We start from the raw sequence: 17,383 nt of genomic DNA on the forward strand, positions 1-17,383 counted from the left end.
CTATTCGGCGAAGACCGCCTTGCGCTTCTGCAGCATGGCGGACGCGCCCTCGGCGAAATCGGCCGAGCCGAGGAGTTCGCACTGACCGGCCTTCTCGGCGGCCAGTGCGGCGTCGAGCGAGGTCAGCGCCGCCGTGTTGAGGGCCCGCTTGGTGAGTTCCAGGGCGCGGCGCGGACCGTGCGCGAGCTTGGCGACCGCCGCCTCCACCTTCGCGTCGAGTTCCGCGTCGTCGTATACGCCCGCGATCAGGCTGTGCTCCAAGGCCTTTCGCGCCGGAAGCCGCTCGCCGAGCAGTGCCATCTCCGCGGCCAGCGGGCGACCCGCCGCGGCCGCGACAAGGGCCGCCGCGCCGCCGTCGGGCATCAGGCCGATATTGATGAAGGCCAGCAGCAGGTATGAGTCCTCGGACGCGTAGGCCAGATCGGCGGCCAGCGCGAAGGCCACGCCCACCCCGGCCGCCGCGCCCTTCACCCGGGCGATGACCGGAATCGGCGCGTCGACGATGGCCTTGATCATCCGGTTGGCCACGTCCATGGTCATCTCGGGCGTGATGCCGCGTTCCTTCTCGCCTGGGGCGGCGGCCAGATCCGCGCCGGTGCAGAAGTCGCCGCCTTCGCCGGTGAGCACGATGACCCGCACGGCCGGATCCTTCGAGGCCGCGAGCACGGTGTCGCCCAGGCCTGCCATGGTGTCGTAGCTGAGCGCGTTCTTGCGCTTGGGATTGGTGATGGTGATGCGCAGCACCCGCCCGTCCTGAATCGCGGTGTAGCCCGGCGTGGTCGCGATATTGGTCATCGGGCGCTCCCCAGATATATATGCGGCGAGGATGCCGCAGACTGTGTTCAGCTTTGCGAATTGTGGTTAACTTAGGGGGCTTCGTCCGGCACTGTCAACAGCCGGTGTTCATCGAGAAGGAGAAACTGTATGGTCGCCGATCGCAGCGAGGGCACCCTCGCTTCCGCGCGACCGACCGGTAACTCCGGGCCCACGGAGGGCGAACCCGGCCCCCGCCGCCGTCCCAAGAACCGCAAGGCCCAAATCGTGCGGGTAGCGGCCCGCGCCTTCGCCGAACGCGGCTACCACCCGGTCGGCGTGGACGAGATCGCGGCCGAGGTCGGCATTTCCGGACCGGCGCTGTACCGCCACTTCACCAATAAATACGCGCTGCTGGTGGCCGCCGCGGAAATGGGCGCGCAGCAATTGCTCGACGCCGCCAAGGCCGCCGACCATCCCGAGCTGGAACCGGAACCACGACTCACCGCGCTGATCCGCGGCATCGCCGAGCACACCATCGAGGCGCGCCGCGAGGGCGGCCTGTACCGGTGGGAACGCCGTTACCTGGAACGTGCGGACCGCGACCGCATCCGCGTCCTCTACAACGAACTGCGCGCCACCATGGCTGCCCCGATCGCCGAGCTGTACCCCGACGCCGAACCGGCCGACATCCAGCTGCGCGCGGCCGCGGTCCTGAGCGCCATCGGCTCCATCACCGCGCACCGCACCGCGCTGTCGACCACCCGCCTGGTCAACCTGCTCACCGAGATCTGCTGGGATCTGCTGCGCTGCGAACTGCCGCCCGCGCCCGCCCCGGCCGCCGAAGACCCGCTGGTGCGCGGCCTGCCCGTCATCTCCAAGCGCGAGCAACTGCTCACCGAGGCCATCCGCATCTTCGGCCGGCAGGGCTACCACGAGGCCAGCATCGAGGAGATCGGCGCGGCCGCCGGCATCAACGCCTCCAGCGTCTACCGTTACTTCGCCAGCAAGGCCGACCTGCTGGCCGCCGCCTTCCACCGCACCGGCGAACGGGTCGCCATCGCCAACAACGAGGCCCTGGCCGAGGCCACCAGCCGCGCCGACGCCGCCGTGCGGATCGCCGACCGGTTCTCCCGCATGACCTTCCTCATGCCCGAGATCCTGCCGGTCTACTTCTCCGAGTTCTCCAATCTGCCCGCCTCCGAACAGCATCGGCTGCGCTCGGTGCAGCGGCAGAACGTGCTCGAATGGGCCAACCTGCTCGAGGGCGATCAGGTCGAGGCCCGATTCCGGGTGCACGCGGCCATCGCACAGGTCATCGACGTGGGCCGGCGCATCCACTTCGACGGGCGGCCGGAGAACCTGGCCCGGGTGAGCGCGCTCATGCGGGCGGTGCTGCTGGGCGTACCCGCCGCCGAATAGCCTTCGGCGGCAGCCACTTTCCCCGGTCAGACCCGGTGCCGCATCCGGAACAGCGCACGCGCCACCCGCAACCGGCGCGGATGCTTCTCGAAGGTCCCCGAGGTGATCTGGTCCGGCGAATGCTTGTCGGTGATCGTCTGCGGCCGCGCGAACTCCCGCAGGGAGCGCGGATCGCGAATCCGGCCCGGCCCGTTGACCCCGTAGACCGGGACCGCGTTGACCGTGATGAGCTCGCTGCGCAGGCGGGCCGCGAACTCCGGGACGCTGCGGACGTCACGCGTGAAAACCGAGACCGCGCACGGCCTTTCGACGGCGTTCACGTGATCGGCGGCCTCGTCCATGGTCGCCACCCGATTCACCACCAGCACCGGTCCCACCGCATCCCCGGTGACCGCGGTGCTCACCTCGGGCACGTCGGTGAGCACGATCGGCTCGATGTACGGCTCGCGGATCGACTCCAGGCTGCCGACCACCAGCCGCGCGCCCCGGGTGACGGCGTCGCGGACCTGACGGCGCACCACCTCGATCTGGGCGTCCAGGATCATCGGGCCGTAGGAGGCGCGGCGGTCCGCGCCGGGGCGCAACCGCCGCGCCTGATCGGCCACCAGCTCCAGGAACGGCTCGTACACCGAGTCGGCCACGTACACGCACTGCACGCCCGCGGGCTGCTGACCGGAATTGGCCATGGCGCCGTACACCGCGGCTGCCGCGGCGGTATCGAGCTTGGCGTCGACCTGCACCACCATCGACCCGCGCCCACCCTGCTCGACGTGCAGGGGAGTGGACGCCTGGGCGGCCAGCGTGGCCACCTCCCGCGCTCCCGCACCGGATCCGGCGTAGGCCAGCTTGTCCACGCGGGCGCGGCACAGGGCCGCGGCGGTGCCGCTGTCGCCGGTGACCACCTGCAGCACAGGCTGATTCGGGGCCAGATGGTTCCAGGTGTCGGCCAGCCACGCGCCCACCCCGGGGGTGAGCTCGCTGGGTTTGAACACCACCGCGTTGCCGGACGCCATGGCGCCGGCGATCGAATTCATCGGTGTGAGAACGGGATTCTGCCAGGGGCCGAGCACGCCGATCACGCCCAGCGGCAGGTAGCCGACGGTGCCGGTGGCCCCGCGACGCAGGGACGCGCCCAGCCGGGTGGTGCGGCTCAGCGTCTTCTCCGCATGCCGCGCAACCCAATCCAGATGTTCCACCGCCAGTGTCACCTCGATGGCGGCGTCCATCCGCGGCTTGCCGGTCTCCCGGCTGATCAGCTCGACCAGGTCGCGCGTACCGCGGGCCAGGCTGCGTTTCCAGTCCAGCAGCCAGCGCTTGCGCGCGTCGAATCCCAGTGCCGCCCACCATTGTTCGGCGCTGCGCGCCGAGCGGACGGTGCGGGTGAGCTCACCCGCGCCCATGCTGGCGTACTCGCCCACGACCTCCCCGGTCCGTGGGTCGAAGGACGTCAGCACCTTGGATCGGCGCGCATCGGCGCGCCCTGTTGCCGGCTGCGCCGACTCGGCCATGGTCTACCTCTCGTGGCCTGTGAATGTCTCTCCCCCCGTAAGCCAGACTATGGTTCGAGTCGCAGATGCGACAAGGTAGCGAAATCACCGCATACCGGCCGGTCTGCGCCTGGATCAGCGGCTATGCCTGGACCCTTCGGTTTGTGGCCAAGCACACAGTTTGGAAAATGCTGCTTCGGCAAAGAAACGGCCTCGTTTGGGATGCGCCGGTAACATCACGGCCGGCGGTGCGGATCATCCCGGCGGGCGGTAGGAACTTATCCCTGCGGGATGTGGGGACCCGCCGAACGGGGCGACATCGTCAGCCCAGACCAGCCAATAGTGGAGAGTTGATGCCCAGCCTGGACAAACCGCAACCCGTAGCACCCGATGATCCGGCCGTGTTCGTAGAAGACGTCCGCAAATCCTTCGGCGAGGTGCACGCGCTGCAGGGGATCAGCTTCACCGCCGCGCGGGGACAGGTCCTCGGCATTCTCGGTCCCAACGGGGCGGGCAAGACCACCACGGTCAAGATCCTGTCCACCCTGCTGCGCCCCGACTCCGGCATCGCCCGCATCGCCGGGCACGACGTGCGCCAGGACCCCGCCGCGGTGCGCCGCTCGATCATGATGACCGGGCAGTACGCGGCCCTCGACGAGAACCTCTCCGGCCGCGAGAACCTCGAACTCTTCGGCCGGCTGATGGGCCTGCCGCGCAAGGCCGCCCGCCGGCGCGCCGACACCCTGCTCGAGGAATTCGACCTCACCGGCGCCGGCCGCCGCGCGGTCCGCCACTACTCCGGCGGCATGCGCCGCCGCGTCGACATCGCCTGCGGCCTCGTGGTCCGGCCCGAGGTGGTGTTCCTCGACGAACCCACCACCGGCCTGGATCCCCGCAGCCGCCAGGGTGTCTGGGACCTCGTCACCGCGCTCAAGAACCAGGGCATCACCGTCCTGCTGACCACGCAGTACCTCGAAGAGGCCGACGTGCTCAGCGACAACATCATCGTCATCGACAAGGGCACGGTGATCGCCGAGGGCACCGCCGATGCCCTCAAGGAGAAGACCGGCGGCAGCTACTGCGAGGTCGTGCCGCTCGACCCGACCCGGCTCGCCGCGGTCGCCGACGCGCTCGGCGATCTCGTGCCCGCCGCGGTCCGCGCGGAACTGGACGGCGGCGACCGGCTCTCGATCCCGGCGCCCGACGGCGCCGCCACGCTCTCCGAGGCGCTGCGCCGGCTCGACGGCGCCGGCATCGAACTCGCCGACATCGGTCTGCGGCGGCCCTCCCTCGATGACGTCTTCCTCTCCCTCACCGGACACTCCGGCAGCCACGAGACCGCCGCGACCGCCGACGCCGCGGGCGCGGCATGAGTGCCCCCGCGGCCGACGCCGCCGACCTCTTCGCCGGGGTACCACCCGCCCGGCCCAGCAGCTTCGCCCAGTGGCGCGCCCTCACCGGCCGCGTCGTCTGGGTGATGGCCACCAAGGGCGAACTCGCCGTCGCGGTGATCGTGCCGCTGGTGTTCACCCTCGGCTTCTACCTGCCGCTCAAGTACGTCATGCAGGTCCGCGGCATCCACTACGCGCAGTTCGTCATGCCGATCATCGTGCTGCAGACCATGTCCTTCACCATGATGTCGAACGCACAGCTCGCCGCGTTCGAGGCCATGACCGGGCTCAACACCCGCATGCAGACCATGCCCATCGGCAAACTGGTGCCGCTGCTGTCCCGGCTCTCCGCGGGCCTGGTGCGCTCGGTGGTCTCGCTCATCGCCGCTCTCGGCTGGGGCCACCTGATCGGCTTCCGATTCGTCGCCGGCTGGGGACAGGCCGTGCTGTTCTGCGTGTTCTCCCTCGCCGTCGGCACCATCCTGGCCATCGGCGCAGACGGGCTCGGGTCACTGACCAAGAGCCCCGAATCCCTGAGCCAGGCCCTGACCCTGCCGACCCTCATCTTCGGCATGCTTTCCTGCGGCTTCGTACCCGAGACCGGCTTCCCCGCGTGGGTGCGGCCGTTCGTGCGCAATCAGCCCATCTCGCAGTTCTCCTTCGCACTGCGGGACATGGCCGAGCACGGCGTGACGTGGCAGGTGTTGTGGGTGCCGCTGGTGTGGCTGGGCGGCCTCGCGGTCGTCTTCACGCCGATGGCGATCTGGGCGAGTGTGAGGCGATCATGAGCAGTGCGGTGACGGCCAAAGTGGACGAACAGGATTCGGTGACCGAGCAGCGGCCGGTGGCCACGCAGGACTCGTGGGCCGGCCATCAGCCGCTGCCCGCGGTGGCGCCGCGGTCGGAGCGCGCGTTCTCGATCTGGCTGGAGCAGAGCCTGATTCAGTGCAAACGCCTGCTCATCGGCTGGATGCGTGATCCCGCGACCACCATCCAGACCCTCATCTATCCGGCGGCCACGCTGATCATGTTCCGGATCGTGCTGGGCGACTCCATCACCCAGGCCACCGGCATGCCCAGCATCTACGGCACCGTCCCGATGGTCATGCTGGTCGCGGCCATGTCCGGTTCGGTGGTGAGCGCGCTCGGCTTCAAGACCGAGAAGGCCACCGGACTGCTCGGCCGGTTCTACACCATGCCCATCCACCGCGCGGCCGGACTCACCGGACGACTGCTCGCCGAGGCGCTGCGAGTGCTCGTCACCTCGGTGTTCGTCCTCATCGTGGGCGTGTGCATCGGCTTTCGGTTCTGGTACGGGCCCGCGGCTTCGATTGCCATGCTGGCGATTCCGATCCTGTTCGCCATCGGGTTCGCGGTCCTGGTGACCGCGCTGGCCACGCTCACCGAGGGCGTGCTGCTGGTCTCGCTGATCGGCATCGTCAACACCCTGCTGATGTTCTTCAACTCCGGTTTCGTGCCGGTGTTCGCCTACCCGGTGTGGCTGCAGCAGACAGTCGAGAACCAGCCCATGAGCACCGCCATCGACGCCATGCGCGGACTGTCCTACGACGGTCCGATCGCCACGCCGCTGTGGAAGACCGTGGCATGGTCGGTCGGCATGATCGTGGTGTGCGCCTACCCCGCGATTCGCGGCTACCGGCGGGCGGCGGAAACCGGAGCGTAGACACGCCCGGCCGGTTTCCCCGGGGCCGCACCGGAGTTGGAGTGGCGCGCGTCACGTTAAGGTGGGCGCCATGACTTACCTGGTTACCGGGGCAACTGGGTTCATCGGTCGATTTCTTGTTCCAGAACTTCTGAAACGCGGCTCGGAGGTCCACGTCCTGCTACGGCCGGGCGAGGACTCCGTGCTGCGTTTCAACCGCTGCCTGCGCGAGTGGGACGCCGCCGACCGGGTCAGCCCGGTGCGCGGCGACCTGGGCGCGCCCGGGCTCGGGATCGACGCGGGCTGGATTGCGGCGCATCGCGGTTCGATCGACCACGTCTTCCACCTGGCCGCCGGTTTCGACGCCGGCGGCACGGGCGACGGCACCCGGCGGGTGGCCGAACTCGCGGGCGCGCTGGAAGCCGGACGGCTGCACCATGTTTCGACGGTGCGTGTGGCCGGGGCCTGGGAGGGCCTGTTCACCGAGGACATGACCGACGTCGGGCAGCTGCTGCCCACCCCCTACCAGCGGGCCATGCTGCGGGCCGAACAGGACGTGCGCGACCAGACCGCGGTGCCGTGGCGGATCTACCGGCCGGCCATCGTGATCGGCCATTCCCGTACCGGCGAGATCGACCGCATCGATGGCCCCTACTACTTCTTCCGGCTGCTGCGCATGGCCGCGCAGCTGCCCCGCATCCTGCCCGTGATCGCGCCCGAACTCGGCGAAACCAATATGGTCCCGGTCGATTTCGTGGCCCGCGCCCTCGACCACATCGCGCACCGGCCCGGTGACGGACCCGGCACCTACCACCTGGTGGATCCCCGCGAGCAGAGCGTCGCAGAGGTCTTCAACCTCTTCGCCGACGAGGCCGGGGCGCCGCACCTGATCGAGGTCATGCCGAAACAGACCCTCGACCTCACCCTGCGGGTGCCCGGCATGGGCTGGGCGCTGCGGCAGGTCGGGATCCCCATGGACGTCGTCGAGGACTGCGAACTGTCCTGCCGCTTCGACTCCCGCCACACCACGGCCGCGCTCGCCGGCACCGATATCAAGGTGCCGCCGCTGGCCGCCTACGCCGCGATCATCTGGAAGTACTGGATCGAGAACTGGGTCTGACAGCGCGTCTGAAAACCCCTGATAGGTCGTTCGGGCACCGCCCTTCTCGGGCGTCGTCGGTTCACGCCACAGCCGTGGTGTGAACGTCGGTTCCCGCGTCATCCGGGACGGTTTCACCGGCACCCGCAGGGTGTCGGTCAGCGCCTTCCCGTCGGCGGGCATTGGTGACACGGCCTCCTGCTCGGGGGTCCGGGGATCGGAGAGAGTCTTCGTGTCGGAGCGTCGGCCAGACCGCCAGGTTGACCGCCGCGTTGAGGTCACGGTCGGCGCGAAACCCACACCCGCAGGCGAACACCCGATCCGACAACGTCAGCTCGGTGTTCACCTTGGTGCAGGCCGAGCAGCGTTTGCTCGACGCGTACCAGCGATCGGCGGTGACCACCTCACCGCTACGCCACTGTTGTTTGTAGCCCAGTATTCGGGCGAAGTCGCCCCATGCGGCGTCGCCGATCGCGCGCGCCAGACGGTGATTGCCGAGCATGCCCGCGACGTTCAGGTCCTCGACCACGAGCCGGTCGTGGGTTTTGACCAGCATGTTGGTGACCTGATGCAGGAAGTGGCGGCGCATATTGGCGATCTGGTGGTGATGCCGCGCCAGCCCGGCGGCAGCTTCTGTGCGGTTGCGGGATCCTTTCTGTTTGCGGGACAAAGCTTTCGCCAGCCGCCGCTGCCGACGTAGCCCCCTGGCCAGGGGTTTGGGCGGATTGTCCATACGAGCGACCCCGGTACCGTCCACGGTGGCGGCGACCGGGAAACTCGACAACCCGCGATCGACACCCACCCTCGATGCCGGACCTGCCGAGTCGCGCCCTACCGCCTCGTCCTCGACCAGGTCCGCACCGTCGCCCCCGGCGTCGCCGAACTCGCCTGGGCCAACCGCGACTTCCTCATCCGCGCCTGCCGATCAGCCGGAGTCGTCGTCGGCCGCGCGCGGCGGGTGCTGGAGCGCGGGGTGGAGGTCGGCGGCCTCGACGGTGACGGTGAGCTGCCAGCGGCCCGCCCGCAACGTCACGGTGGTGTAGAGGATTTCGGCGCGTCCGCTGACGAGTATGCGCCGCAGGCGACGGGTGTCCTCCCGCACCCGGAGGGTTCCGAGACCGGGCAGGGTCACCGAGCGGGGAATCCCGTTGTCGTCGATGCGGATCCCCGGACGACCGGCCTGGGAGATCTTGTTACGCAGCCGGAACGCCGGGGTGGTCGAGCTCTTCTTCTTGAATCGAGGAAATCCGACTCTCTTGCCCTTGCGTTTGCCGGTGCGGGAGTCGGCAAACGCGGTCAGGGCGCGGCCGCAGTCCACGGCGGATTCCTCGAACACCTGCTGGCACACCTCGCCGCGCCAGGCCAGGCCCGTCACCTCGATCGCGGCGATCCCGTGCGGGTCGACGGCGATCACCCGGCCGGCGTCCTCGGTCTTCTTCCAAGCGTTGAAGGCGTTGGCTGAATCCGGTCCAGGGCACCGGGTGAGCGGGATCTGTTTCGCGTTGGGTGAGTGCGGTTTTGACGAAGTCGAGGGACTTGTTGAACGCGAACCGTGCCGCGCCGGCGTGGCGGGCGAGCGCCCGTTGCTGCTCGACGGTGGGGTCGAGGCAGTAGCGGAAGGTGGTGTGGCGGCTCATCATCGGAGAGTGTGACACGCACCACTGACAACAACTCGTTCTACTGCGTGGTGTCCCCGGGTAGCAGGTCCTTCCGGGGTAGCAGCAGGTCGTCCAGCGAGCGCGGACGGCCGTAATCCCAACCCACCCAGCGGTTCCGGTTGGTCCAGCCGACCAGGTCGTAGCGCCAGCGGAACGGGTGGGTGGTGCCGACCGTCATGAACAGCGCCGTGCCCAGCGCCGAGTAGTCGTCGTGCGCGGACAGCAACGCGCGCTGCTGCCGGGGCGGGCGGGTGAAGAACGCGTCGAACATGGCGATGGACTGGGCGGTCGTCAACCGGCCCAGCCCGTACACGCCGCGCATGCGCATCCAATGGACCAGCCGCGCCTGCCACGGCCACAGCGCCTCGACCGGATCGTCGCCGCGGCGCACCGCGTCCAGGGCGGTATCCACCAGCGTCAGCGAATCCGCCACGCAGTAGCCGGTGATCGGATGCATCATGCCGCCGCGCGAGCCGAACGGAATGATCCGGCCGCGACCGGTTTTCGGCGGCGCCTCGTCGAGCGGATAGTGGGCGGCCTCCGACGGCTCGTCACCGCGCAGCCGAATGCCGTGCGCCGCCAGCCGATTCAGGGTGCGCCGCCGCAGCTCGTGCTGCGGCATGCCGCCGCGCAGGCCCAGGCTGGTCTCCTCGAAAATCACCGTGCCGTCCCCGAGCGGCACCGAATACAGGAACGACGGCGGCTCGTCCGGGCCCGCGCCGTTCTCGTCGCGCCAGTCCAGCAGCAGGCCCTCACCGGCGGTCACCATCGGGGCGGCGATGTCCTCGTCCACGAAGATGCCGTGCGCGCTGGCGGTGCGCCGCGCGCCCGGCGCGGCCTGGCCGCGAGTGTCGAAAACGGTGGCGGCGCGCACCTCGGTGCCGTCGGCCAGCTCTACCCGGTGGGCTTCCACGGTGCGCGCGCGGCCCGCCACGACCGTCGCGTCGTCCAGCGGCAGCGCGTCGAACAGGCCCTGCTTGGACAGCACACAGTAGGGGCGCGGAATCTTGTGCTCGGTGGTGGTCCACACCGCGGGCGCCTCGATGCGGCTGGCAATCGCGCCGTGCCCCAACCACTCCGGCAGTTCGTCCACCCAGCACGAGTAGGTCGGCGCCCACAGCCGATCGGGCCGCGGATCCACCGCGACCACGTTCATCCCCGCCGCCATGGCGCGATGCGCCAAGGCCCGCCCCGTGGGACCGAGCCCCACCACGCACACGTCGGCGGCCCCGCCGACCTCCCGGCCACTCATACCCGCATTCAAACAGCCGCGTCTCGGCCCTGCCAGGGCGGCTCCGACTTCGCACCCCCCGCGCTGTGCGGCCGAATCCGCGTCGCGCGCGGCGCCCCTCGGCAGTTATTGTCACTTGCTATCGTGCGAGCCGTGGGTGACCGGCGGGATGCGATGCAGTGGGGGAGAAGTGGAATGAACACCGGCAAGCGGTACTGGTGGGTGCCGCCGACCGCGTCATCGGTGCTGTTCGGGTTCGGCCTGCCCGTCTACTTCGCGCTCTTCGTGCTCAGCGGGTTCGCCACCGACTCGTGCAACGGCCGCGACACCTGCCCGAACACCTTCGGCCACCTCGACAAGGCGCAGCATCTGCTGCTGTTCGGGCTGCTCGCGGTGACCGCGCAATGGGCGGTCGCCTACTGGGCGCCGTGGGCGGTGCGCATCATGCTGGCGGTGGTGCCGATCGGGCTGGGTTTCGCGGCCCTGGTCATGCTGATGAGCATCCCGGTCGGCGAATAGCCGGACTCGGGACGGGCGGCAAGTCCGGTGCGGGACAGCGGACTTGCCGGCCATCGAACGTTCGGTGTGACGGAGCGGCTCACTTGGCCGGCGTCGCCGACGGGGCCGCGGGCGGAGCGCCGGCGCCGTCCCGGGCCGGGCCGGGACGGGAACTGGCTGCGGTGGGGGGTGAATCTGTCATGGCCGCAACGCTATTGACGGTAGCCGTGAGGTACCTCGGCGTCGGCTGATGAGTCACTTTCAGCCGGGTGTGACTACTTCGGCGTCACCCAGGTGGTGATGTCGGCGTGCACGACCTCCAGGCCCGACTTGTCGAAGATCGACACCGGCACCGTCAGCTCCTGCCCCTCGGTGATCTGGGTGAAGTCCGGAACCTCCGGCAACTTCGCCACGGCCCGCAGCCCCGAGTTGGCCTTCGCCAGGTACTGCACGTTCATGGCCTTGGGAATCCACCGATGGGTCTCCGGCACCGTCGCCTCGGACAGCATTCCCATCGCCACCTCGGCCAGATTGCAGGCCGCGATCGCGTGGAACGTGCCCAGATGATTGTGAATACCGAACCACTTCGGTGCGGTCACCTCGCACAAGCCCGGCTCCAGCCGCACCACGCTGGGCAGCACGGTCCCGAAGTACGGCACCCGCGCCACCATCCCGAGCGAGAACAACGTGTGCCCGATCCGATTGTCGGGAAGCTTCTTCCACCCGCGATACGTAGCGGTCTCTTTGGCCATGCCCGTATCTTACTCAGAAGTAAGTTCTCCGGAAGCCTCGCGCCGTATCGGTCGGCGAATCAGTAGGCGGCTTGCCTCGACGCGCGAAACCGGCCAGTTGCTTGTTATCTGGATGGGCCGCGCCGGGGGTGCGGCTGGGAGTCGACGCCACACGGGTCGGCTATCGGGGAAATAGGAGTTCTCGAAATCATGCGTATTCGCACCGCGGTGGCCACCGTTGGCATCGCACTCGCGGGGGCGGCCCTCGCCGCCACCGCATCCGCCGGTTCGGCTGCGGCCTTCACGCCGTACATCAACCCGGGCCACGGCATCTACGTCGCGGTGGACCTCAACCACGACGAGACCGTGGCGCTGTCCAATACCTGGATTCCGGCGGCGATCGACCAAATCAACATGACCCACAACCGGATCGCGCTCGACCCGTACTTCTCGGACATCCCGATGGTCGACGGGAAGGTGTACGGCAACCTGACCCAGATCGTCGGCGAGGCCGCGGACACTCCCGGCGGTCAGGTCAGCGTGGCCCTGGTCGACCCCGCCGTGCATCACGGCGGCAACTTCCTCTTGGTCGAGGACCTCGGCGGCTGGGACTACTACCTCCGCTGATCGCGAAAGTTGAGATGGCCGGTGCGGCAGCCGAGTTCCGCACCGGCCATCGCGCTGTCCGGGCCGGGGCGCGTCACCCGGTGTGACCAGGGCCATTGGGCCGGGGTGGGGGAGGGGGCGATTTGAAGTGCCCGGGGGGCTCGAGGCATACTGTTCGGGTTGCCCACACCGGGTTGCGTCTTTTCCGTTGGATCGGCGCTGGTAGTGGGTGAGCAAGACCCAATTTTGCACCCCGCTGAATTGCGGCGTGGGTGCGTCCGGAACACTGTTCCGAGGCTTACAGGATTTTGATCCGGGCCGAGGAATGGGCGGCGGAGCGACACGCCCGACCGCGTGGACCGGATGAACCATGACAGATGAACAGCGGCGATGGATCGGGCCCAGGTGGGCCGGTCGTGTGGTGGCTGATGCGTCTTCGTGTGTTCGGGCTGTGCAAATGAGGGTGGTGTGAGAGCGAAAGCTCTTGGACCACAACGTAAGCGGAGAAAAGGACACTCAGCGTGGCGGGACAGAAGATCCGCATCAGGCTCAAGGCCTACGACCATGAGGCGATCGACGCGTCTGCGCGCAAGATCGTCGAGACGGTGACCCGTACCGGTGCCCGCGTCGTCGGCCCGGTGCCGTTGCCCACCGAGAAGAACGTGTACTGCGTCATCCGTTCGCCGCACAAGTACAAGGACTCGCGCGAGCACTTCGAGATGCGTACGCACAAGCGGCTGATCGACATCCTCGACCCGACGCCGAAGACGGTTGACGCCCTGATGCGTATCGACCTGCCGGCCAGCGTCGACGTCAACATTCAGTGACGGGGACTTCGAATATGACTGACAACAAGAGCCGTCCGGCCGCGGGCATCCTGGGCACCAAGCTCGGCATGACCCAGGTCTTCGACGAGAAGAACCGCGTCGTTCCCGTGACCGTCGTGAAGGCGGGCCCGAACGTCGTTACCCAGATTCGCACGGTCGAGCGTGACGGCTACTCCGCCGTCCAGGTCGCCTACGGCGCCATCGACCCGCGCAAGGTGAACAAGCCGGTCTCCGGCCAGTTCGCCAAGGCCAACGTCACCCCGCGCCGCCACATCGCCGAGCTCCGCCTCGCCGACGTGTCCAACCTCGAGGTCGGCCAGGAACTCGGCGCCGACATCTTCGAGGCGGGCGCCTACGTCGACGTGACCGGCACCTCCAAGGGCAAGGGCTTCGCGGGCACCATGAAGCGCCACGGCTTCCGTGGTCAGGGTGCCTCGCACGGTGCGCAGGCCGTGCACCGTCGTCCGGGTTCCATCGGCGGTTGCTCCACCCCGGGTCGCGTGTTCAAGGGCATGCGCATGTCCGGCCGGATGGGTAACGACCGCGTCACCACGCAGAACCTCTCGGTCCACAAGGTGGACGCCGAGAACGGTCTGCTGCTGATCAAGGGCGCGATCCCGGGCCGCACCGGCGGCATCGTGATCGTCAAGAGTGCAGTGAAGGGTGGTGCCCGGGCATGAGCACCGAGACCAAGACCAACCTGACGCTCACGGTCAAGGCCGCTGGCGGCAAGACCGAGGGCACCGTCGAGCTCCCCGCGGAGATCTTCGACGTGACCGCGAACATCGCGCTGATGCACCAGGTCGTCGTGGCCCAGCAGGCCGCGGCTCGCCAGGGCACGCACGCCACCAAGACCCGCGGCATGGTCCGCGGTGGTGGCAAGAAGCCGTACCGCCAGAAGGGCACCGGCCGTGCGCGCCAGGGTTCGACCCGTGCGCCGCAGTTCGCCGGCGGTGGCACCGTCCACGGCCCGCAGCCGCGCGACTACAGCCAGCGCCTGCCCAAGAAGATGAAGGTCGCCGCGCTGCGTGGCGCTCTGTCGGACCGGGCTCGCAACGAGCGCATCCACGTGATCACCGAACTGGTGTCGGGTCAGACCCCGTCGACCAAGTCGGCCAAGTCCTTCCTCGCCGAGCTGTCGGACCGGAAGAACATCCTGGTCGTCGTCGGTCGTGAAGATGTCACCGCGTGGAAGAGCGTGGCGAACCTGCAGGGCGTGCACCCGATCGCCCCGGACCAGCTGAACACCTACGACGTTCTCAAGAGCGATGAAATCGTGTTCTCGGTCGAGGCGCTCAACGCCTTCGTGCACGGCCCCGCCGAAGCTGCACAGGAGGAGAGCAAGTGACCACCATCGCCGATCCCCGCGACATCCTGCTCGCGCCGGTGATCTCCGAGAAGTCCTACGGACTGATCGAAGAGGGCACCTACACCTTCCTGGTGCACCCGGATTCGAACAAGACGCAGATCAAGATCGCCGTTGAGAAGGTTTTCGGTGTGAAGGTCACGAGCGTCAACACCGCCAACCGTCAGGGCAAGCGCAAGCGGACCCGCTTCGGTTACGGCAAGCGCAAGGACACCAAGCGCGCGCTCGTGACCATCTCGGCCGACAGCAAGCCCATCGAGATCTTCGGAGGCCCGGTCGCGTAAGCGGCTGGAGCTCCAGAAAGCAGAGAAGAACTCATGGCAATCCGTAAGTACAAGCCGACAACCCCGGGTCGCCGCGGTGCCTCGGTCTCGGACTTCGCCGAGATCACCCGCTCGACCCCCGAGAAGTCGCTGCTGCGTCCGCTCACCAAGACCGGTGGCCGTAACGCGCAGGGCCGCATCACCACTCGTCACAAGGGTGGCGGTCACAAGCGTGCCTACCGTCTGATCGACTTCCGTCGACTGGACAAGGACGGCATCCCGGCCAAGGTCGCGCACATCGAGTACGACCCCAACCGCACCGCCAACATCGCGCTGCTGCACTTCGCCGACGGCGAGAAGCGCTACATCATCGCGCCCAAGGGCATCTCCCAGGGCACGAAGATCGAGTCGGGCGCCGGCGCGGACATCAAGCCGGGCAACAACCTGCCGCTGCGCTCGATCCCGACCGGTACCACCGTGCACGCGGTGGAGCTGCGTCCGGGCGGTGGCGCCAAGCTGGCTCGTGCCGCGGGCATGTCCATCCAGCTGCTGGGTAAGGAAGGCGCCTACGCCGTCCTGCGTATGCCCTCCGGTGAGATCCGTCGCGTCGATGTGCGTTGCCGCGCCACCATCGGCGAGGTCGGCAACGCCGAGCAGTCGAACATCAACTGGGGCAAGGCCGGCCGTATGCGGTGGAAGGGCGTTCGCCCGACCGTCCGTGGTGTGGTCATGAACCCGGTCGACCACCCGCACGGTGGTGGTGAGGGTAAGACCTCCGGTGGTCGCCACCCGGTCTCCCCGTGGGGTAAGCCCGAGGGCCGCACCCGTAAGCCCAACCGTCCCAGCGACAAGCTCATCGTCCGCCGCCGCGGCAAGAAGCGTTAAGGAGGAGGTTAGACATGCCACGCAGCCTGAAGAAGGGCCCGTTCGTCGACGAACACCTCCTCAAGAAGGTGGACGTCCAGAACGAGAAGGGCACGAAGCAGGTCATCAAGACCTGGTCGCGTCGTTCCACCATCATCCCGGATTTCATCGGCCACACGTTCTCGGTCCACGACGGCCGCAAGCACGTGCCGGTGTTCGTGTCCGAGAACATGGTTGGACACAAGCTCGGTGAATTCGCGCCGACTCGCACGTTCAAGAGCCACGTCAAGGAAGATCGGAAGAGCAAGCGGCGATGAGCACTGAAACTCAGAACCCGACCGCGCGCGCGACCGCCAAGCACGTTCGCGTGACGCCGATGAAGGCCCGCCGCGTCGTGGACCTGGTCCGTGGCCGCCGTGTCGAGGATGCGCTGAACATCCTGAAGTTCGCGCCGCAGGCCGCGAGCGAGCCGGTCGCCAAGGTGGTGGCCTCGGCCGCCGCCAATGCGGAGAACAACCTCGGCCTGAACCCGGCCACGCTGGTCATCTCGACCGCGTACGTCGACGAGGGCGCGACCATGAAGCGTTTCCAGCCGCGGGCCCAGGGCCGCGCGTTCCGGATCCGCAAGCGCACCAGCCACATCACCATCGAGGTCGAGAGCGTGCCCACCGCCGGCGCTGCCACTCGTAGCCGCCGGAAGGGAGGGGCAAAGTAAATGGGACAGAAGATCAATCCCCATGGCTTCCGCCTCGGTATCACCACCGACTGGAAGTCGCGTTGGTACGCGGACAAGCAGTACGCGGACTACGTGAAGGAAGACGTCGCGATCCGCAAGCTCCTCGCCACCGGCATGGAGCGGGCCGGCATCTCGAAGGTCGAGATCGAGCGCACCCGTGACCGCGTGCGTGTGGACATCCACACCGCGCGTCCGGGCATCGTGATCGGCCGTCGTGGCGCCGAGGCCGACCGCATTCGCGCCGAGCTGGAGAAGCTCACCAAGAAGCAGGTTCAGCTGAACATCCTCGAGGTCAAGAACCCCGAGTCGGACGCTCAGCTGGTTGCCCAGGGTGTGGCCGAGCAGCTGTCGAACCGTGTGGCGTTCCGTCGCGCGATGCGCAAGGCCATCCAGTCGGCCATGCGTTCGCCGAACGTCAAGGGCATCCGTGTGCAGTGCTCCGGCCGTCTCGGCGGCGCGGAAATGTCGCGCTCGGAGTTCTACCGTGAGGGTCGGGTGCCGCTGCACACGCTGCGCGCCGACATCGATTACGGCCTGTACGAGGCGAAGACCACCTTCGGCCGCATCGGCGTGAAGGTTTGGATCTACAAGGGCGACATCGTCGGCGGCAAGCGTGAGGTCACCGCGGTGGCCCCGTCCGGCCGCGACCGTGACGACCGCCCGCGTCGCGAGCGTCCGAGCCGTCCCCGTCGCAGCGGTGCCCAGGGCACCACCGCGACCAGCACTGAGGCCGGGCGTGCCGCGACTGCCGTCGCGGAGGCTCCGGCAGAGAACCAGGAGGGCTGACC

21 protein-coding genes and 1 pseudogene are annotated in these 17,383 nt (G+C 68.4%); 15 read left to right on the forward strand and 7 right to left on the reverse strand.

Features of this window, described 5'->3' with window-relative positions:
* A complete protein-coding gene (locus tag ON33_RS03870; protein ID WP_040855167.1) occupies nucleotides 1-795 on the reverse strand; it encodes an enoyl-CoA hydratase-related protein in 795 nt (264 codons plus the stop codon).
* Between the two features lie 129 nt (nucleotides 796-924).
* On the opposite strand from ON33_RS03870, the gene ON33_RS03875 reads away from it, so the two are divergent.
* Nucleotides 925-2,175, forward strand: coding sequence for a TetR/AcrR family transcriptional regulator (locus tag ON33_RS03875; protein ID WP_040855170.1), 1,251 nt, complete (start codon nucleotides 925-927; stop codon nucleotides 2,173-2,175).
* A 26-nt stretch (nucleotides 2,176-2,201) separates the two neighbouring features.
* Here ON33_RS03875 and ON33_RS03880 read toward each other — a convergent pair whose 3' ends face one another.
* Complete coding sequence (locus tag ON33_RS03880; RefSeq protein ID WP_040855174.1) at nucleotides 2,202-3,683, reverse strand: aldehyde dehydrogenase family protein; 1,482 nt, start codon at nucleotides 3,681-3,683, stop codon at nucleotides 2,202-2,204.
* 332 nt (nucleotides 3,684-4,015) lie between these two features.
* Here ON33_RS03880 and ON33_RS03885 point away from each other — a divergent pair, with 332 nt between their 5' ends.
* From ON33_RS03885 to ON33_RS03900, 4 genes are all read left to right on the forward strand, one after another.
* Nucleotides 4,016-5,035 carry a daunorubicin resistance protein DrrA family ABC transporter ATP-binding protein gene (locus ON33_RS03885; RefSeq protein ID WP_040855177.1) on the forward strand — a complete coding sequence of 340 codons (1,020 nt, stop codon included), beginning with the start codon at nucleotides 4,016-4,018 and terminating at the stop codon, nucleotides 5,033-5,035.
* Nucleotides 5,032-5,841: an ABC transporter permease gene (locus ON33_RS03890; RefSeq protein WP_040855180.1), complete on the forward strand. Its 810-nt coding sequence runs from the start codon at nucleotides 5,032-5,034 to the stop codon at nucleotides 5,839-5,841. The genes ON33_RS03885 and ON33_RS03890 overlap by 4 nt, the downstream gene beginning before the upstream one ends.
* Nucleotides 5,838-6,737, forward strand: coding sequence for an ABC transporter permease (locus tag ON33_RS03895; protein WP_051151612.1), 900 nt, complete (start codon nucleotides 5,838-5,840; stop codon nucleotides 6,735-6,737). Before ON33_RS03890 ends, ON33_RS03895 begins: the two co-directional genes overlap by 4 nt.
* A gap of 70 nt (nucleotides 6,738-6,807) precedes the next feature.
* Complete coding sequence (locus tag ON33_RS03900) at nucleotides 6,808-7,836, forward strand: SDR family oxidoreductase (protein WP_040855327.1); 1,029 nt, start codon at nucleotides 6,808-6,810, stop codon at nucleotides 7,834-7,836.
* Between the two features lie 61 nt (nucleotides 7,837-7,897).
* Here the strand turns inward: ON33_RS03900 and ON33_RS37895 are convergent, their stop codons facing one another.
* The 4 genes and pseudogenes from ON33_RS37895 to ON33_RS03915 all read right to left on the reverse strand — a co-directional run bounded on the left by ON33_RS37895 (nucleotide 7,898) and on the right by ON33_RS03915 (nucleotide 10,725).
* Nucleotides 7,898-8,668 carry an RNA-guided endonuclease InsQ/TnpB family protein gene (locus ON33_RS37895; protein ID WP_083868571.1) on the reverse strand — a complete coding sequence of 257 codons (771 nt, stop codon included), beginning with the start codon at nucleotides 8,666-8,668 and terminating at the stop codon, nucleotides 7,898-7,900.
* Nucleotides 8,669-8,740: 72 nt separating this feature from the next.
* The gene (locus tag ON33_RS43030; RefSeq protein WP_040855183.1) at nucleotides 8,741-9,229 is read right to left on the reverse strand and encodes a hypothetical protein; all 489 of its coding nucleotides are present in this window, start codon (nucleotides 9,227-9,229) and stop codon (nucleotides 8,741-8,743) included.
* Nucleotides 9,230-9,326: 97 nt separating this feature from the next.
* A pseudogene (locus ON33_RS44340) lies at nucleotides 9,327-9,455 on the reverse strand (helix-turn-helix domain-containing protein); the annotation flags it as partial.
* 37 nt (nucleotides 9,456-9,492) lie between these two features.
* Nucleotides 9,493-10,725: a lycopene cyclase family protein gene (locus tag ON33_RS03915; protein ID WP_051151614.1), complete on the reverse strand. Its 1,233-nt coding sequence runs from the start codon at nucleotides 10,723-10,725 to the stop codon at nucleotides 9,493-9,495.
* Nucleotides 10,726-10,899: 174 nt separating this feature from the next.
* On the opposite strand from ON33_RS03915, the gene ON33_RS03920 reads away from it, so the two are divergent.
* Nucleotides 10,900-11,223 (forward strand): hypothetical protein, encoded by a 324-nt coding sequence (locus ON33_RS03920; RefSeq protein ID WP_040855186.1) that lies wholly within the window; start codon nucleotides 10,900-10,902, stop codon nucleotides 11,221-11,223.
* 254 nt (nucleotides 11,224-11,477) lie between these two features.
* Here the strand turns inward: ON33_RS03920 and ON33_RS03925 are convergent, their stop codons facing one another.
* Nucleotides 11,478-11,954, reverse strand: coding sequence for a hotdog fold domain-containing protein (locus ON33_RS03925; protein ID WP_040855189.1), 477 nt, complete (start codon nucleotides 11,952-11,954; stop codon nucleotides 11,478-11,480).
* A 189-nt stretch (nucleotides 11,955-12,143) separates the two neighbouring features.
* Between ON33_RS03925 and ON33_RS03930 the strand changes: the two genes are divergently transcribed.
* The 9 genes from ON33_RS03930 (at nucleotide 12,144) to rpsC (ending at nucleotide 17,381) form a co-directional block, all read left to right on the forward strand.
* A complete protein-coding gene (locus ON33_RS03930) occupies nucleotides 12,144-12,560 on the forward strand; it encodes a hypothetical protein (protein WP_051151615.1) in 417 nt (138 codons plus the stop codon).
* Nucleotides 12,561-13,060: 500 nt separating this feature from the next.
* Nucleotides 13,061-13,366, forward strand: coding sequence for a 30S ribosomal protein S10 (gene rpsJ, locus ON33_RS03935; protein WP_003938093.1), 306 nt, complete (start codon nucleotides 13,061-13,063; stop codon nucleotides 13,364-13,366).
* Nucleotides 13,367-13,380: 14 nt separating this feature from the next.
* Entirely contained in the window at nucleotides 13,381-14,046 is a 666-nt protein-coding gene (gene rplC / locus ON33_RS03940; RefSeq protein WP_040855192.1) for a 50S ribosomal protein L3, read from the forward strand.
* Complete coding sequence (gene rplD, locus ON33_RS03945) at nucleotides 14,043-14,714, forward strand: 50S ribosomal protein L4 (RefSeq protein WP_040855195.1); 672 nt, start codon at nucleotides 14,043-14,045, stop codon at nucleotides 14,712-14,714. Before rplC ends, rplD begins: the two co-directional genes overlap by 4 nt.
* Complete coding sequence (rplW, locus tag ON33_RS03950; RefSeq protein ID WP_014981657.1) at nucleotides 14,711-15,016, forward strand: 50S ribosomal protein L23; 306 nt, start codon at nucleotides 14,711-14,713, stop codon at nucleotides 15,014-15,016. The genes rplD and rplW overlap by 4 nt, the downstream gene beginning before the upstream one ends.
* A gap of 33 nt (nucleotides 15,017-15,049) precedes the next feature.
* Nucleotides 15,050-15,880, forward strand: coding sequence for a 50S ribosomal protein L2 (rplB, locus tag ON33_RS03955; protein ID WP_040855198.1), 831 nt, complete (start codon nucleotides 15,050-15,052; stop codon nucleotides 15,878-15,880).
* A 14-nt stretch (nucleotides 15,881-15,894) separates the two neighbouring features.
* Nucleotides 15,895-16,176, forward strand: a complete 282-nt coding sequence (gene rpsS / locus ON33_RS03960; RefSeq protein ID WP_019931198.1) for a 30S ribosomal protein S19 — start codon at nucleotides 15,895-15,897, stop codon at nucleotides 16,174-16,176.
* Entirely contained in the window at nucleotides 16,173-16,574 is a 402-nt protein-coding gene (gene rplV / locus ON33_RS03965) for a 50S ribosomal protein L22 (RefSeq protein WP_040855202.1), read from the forward strand. The genes rpsS and rplV overlap by 4 nt, the downstream gene beginning before the upstream one ends.
* Nucleotides 16,575-17,381, forward strand: a complete 807-nt coding sequence (gene rpsC / locus ON33_RS03970; RefSeq protein ID WP_033091021.1) for a 30S ribosomal protein S3 — start codon at nucleotides 16,575-16,577, stop codon at nucleotides 17,379-17,381. It begins immediately after the preceding gene.
* The last annotated feature ends 2 nt before the right edge of the window (nucleotides 17,382-17,383 follow it).

Source organism: Nocardia niigatensis NBRC 100131 (assembly GCF_000308655.1).
Taxonomy (GTDB): domain Bacteria; phylum Actinomycetota; class Actinomycetes; order Mycobacteriales; family Mycobacteriaceae; genus Nocardia; species Nocardia niigatensis.

Excerpts from the sequence above, each read along its gene's own strand:
- ON33_RS03890 (WP_040855180.1), top strand. The coding sequence starts at position 5,032 with ATGAGTGCCCCCGCGGCCGACGCCGCCGACCTCTTCGCCGGGGTACCA.
- ON33_RS03880 (WP_040855174.1), bottom strand. The coding sequence starts at position 3,683 with ATGGCCGAGTCGGCGCAGCCGGCAACAGGGCGCGCCGATGCGCGCCGA.
- rplB (WP_040855198.1), top strand. The coding sequence starts at position 15,050 with ATGGCAATCCGTAAGTACAAGCCGACAACCCCGGGTCGCCGCGGTGCC.
- ON33_RS03915 (WP_051151614.1), bottom strand. The coding sequence starts at position 10,725 with ATGAGTGGCCGGGAGGTCGGCGGGGCCGCCGACGTGTGCGTGGTGGGG.
- rplC (WP_040855192.1), top strand. The coding sequence starts at position 13,381 with ATGACTGACAACAAGAGCCGTCCGGCCGCGGGCATCCTGGGCACCAAG.
- ON33_RS03885 (WP_040855177.1), top strand. The coding sequence starts at position 4,016 with ATGCCCAGCCTGGACAAACCGCAACCCGTAGCACCCGATGATCCGGCC.
- ON33_RS03925 (WP_040855189.1), bottom strand. The coding sequence starts at position 11,954 with ATGGCCAAAGAGACCGCTACGTATCGCGGGTGGAAGAAGCTTCCCGAC.
- ON33_RS03875 (WP_040855170.1), top strand. The coding sequence starts at position 925 with ATGGTCGCCGATCGCAGCGAGGGCACCCTCGCTTCCGCGCGACCGACC.
- ON33_RS03900 (WP_040855327.1), top strand. The coding sequence starts at position 6,808 with ATGACTTACCTGGTTACCGGGGCAACTGGGTTCATCGGTCGATTTCTT.
- ON33_RS03895 (WP_051151612.1), top strand. The coding sequence starts at position 5,838 with ATGAGCAGTGCGGTGACGGCCAAAGTGGACGAACAGGATTCGGTGACC.
- ON33_RS03870 (WP_040855167.1), bottom strand. The coding sequence starts at position 795 with ATGACCAATATCGCGACCACGCCGGGCTACACCGCGATTCAGGACGGG.
- rplV (WP_040855202.1), top strand. The coding sequence starts at position 16,173 with ATGAGCACTGAAACTCAGAACCCGACCGCGCGCGCGACCGCCAAGCAC.
- rpsC (WP_033091021.1), top strand. The coding sequence starts at position 16,575 with ATGGGACAGAAGATCAATCCCCATGGCTTCCGCCTCGGTATCACCACC.
- rplD (WP_040855195.1), top strand. The coding sequence starts at position 14,043 with ATGAGCACCGAGACCAAGACCAACCTGACGCTCACGGTCAAGGCCGCT.
- rpsS (WP_019931198.1), top strand. The coding sequence starts at position 15,895 with ATGCCACGCAGCCTGAAGAAGGGCCCGTTCGTCGACGAACACCTCCTC.
- ON33_RS03930 (WP_051151615.1), top strand. The coding sequence starts at position 12,144 with ATGCGTATTCGCACCGCGGTGGCCACCGTTGGCATCGCACTCGCGGGG.
- ON33_RS03920 (WP_040855186.1), top strand. The coding sequence starts at position 10,900 with ATGAACACCGGCAAGCGGTACTGGTGGGTGCCGCCGACCGCGTCATCG.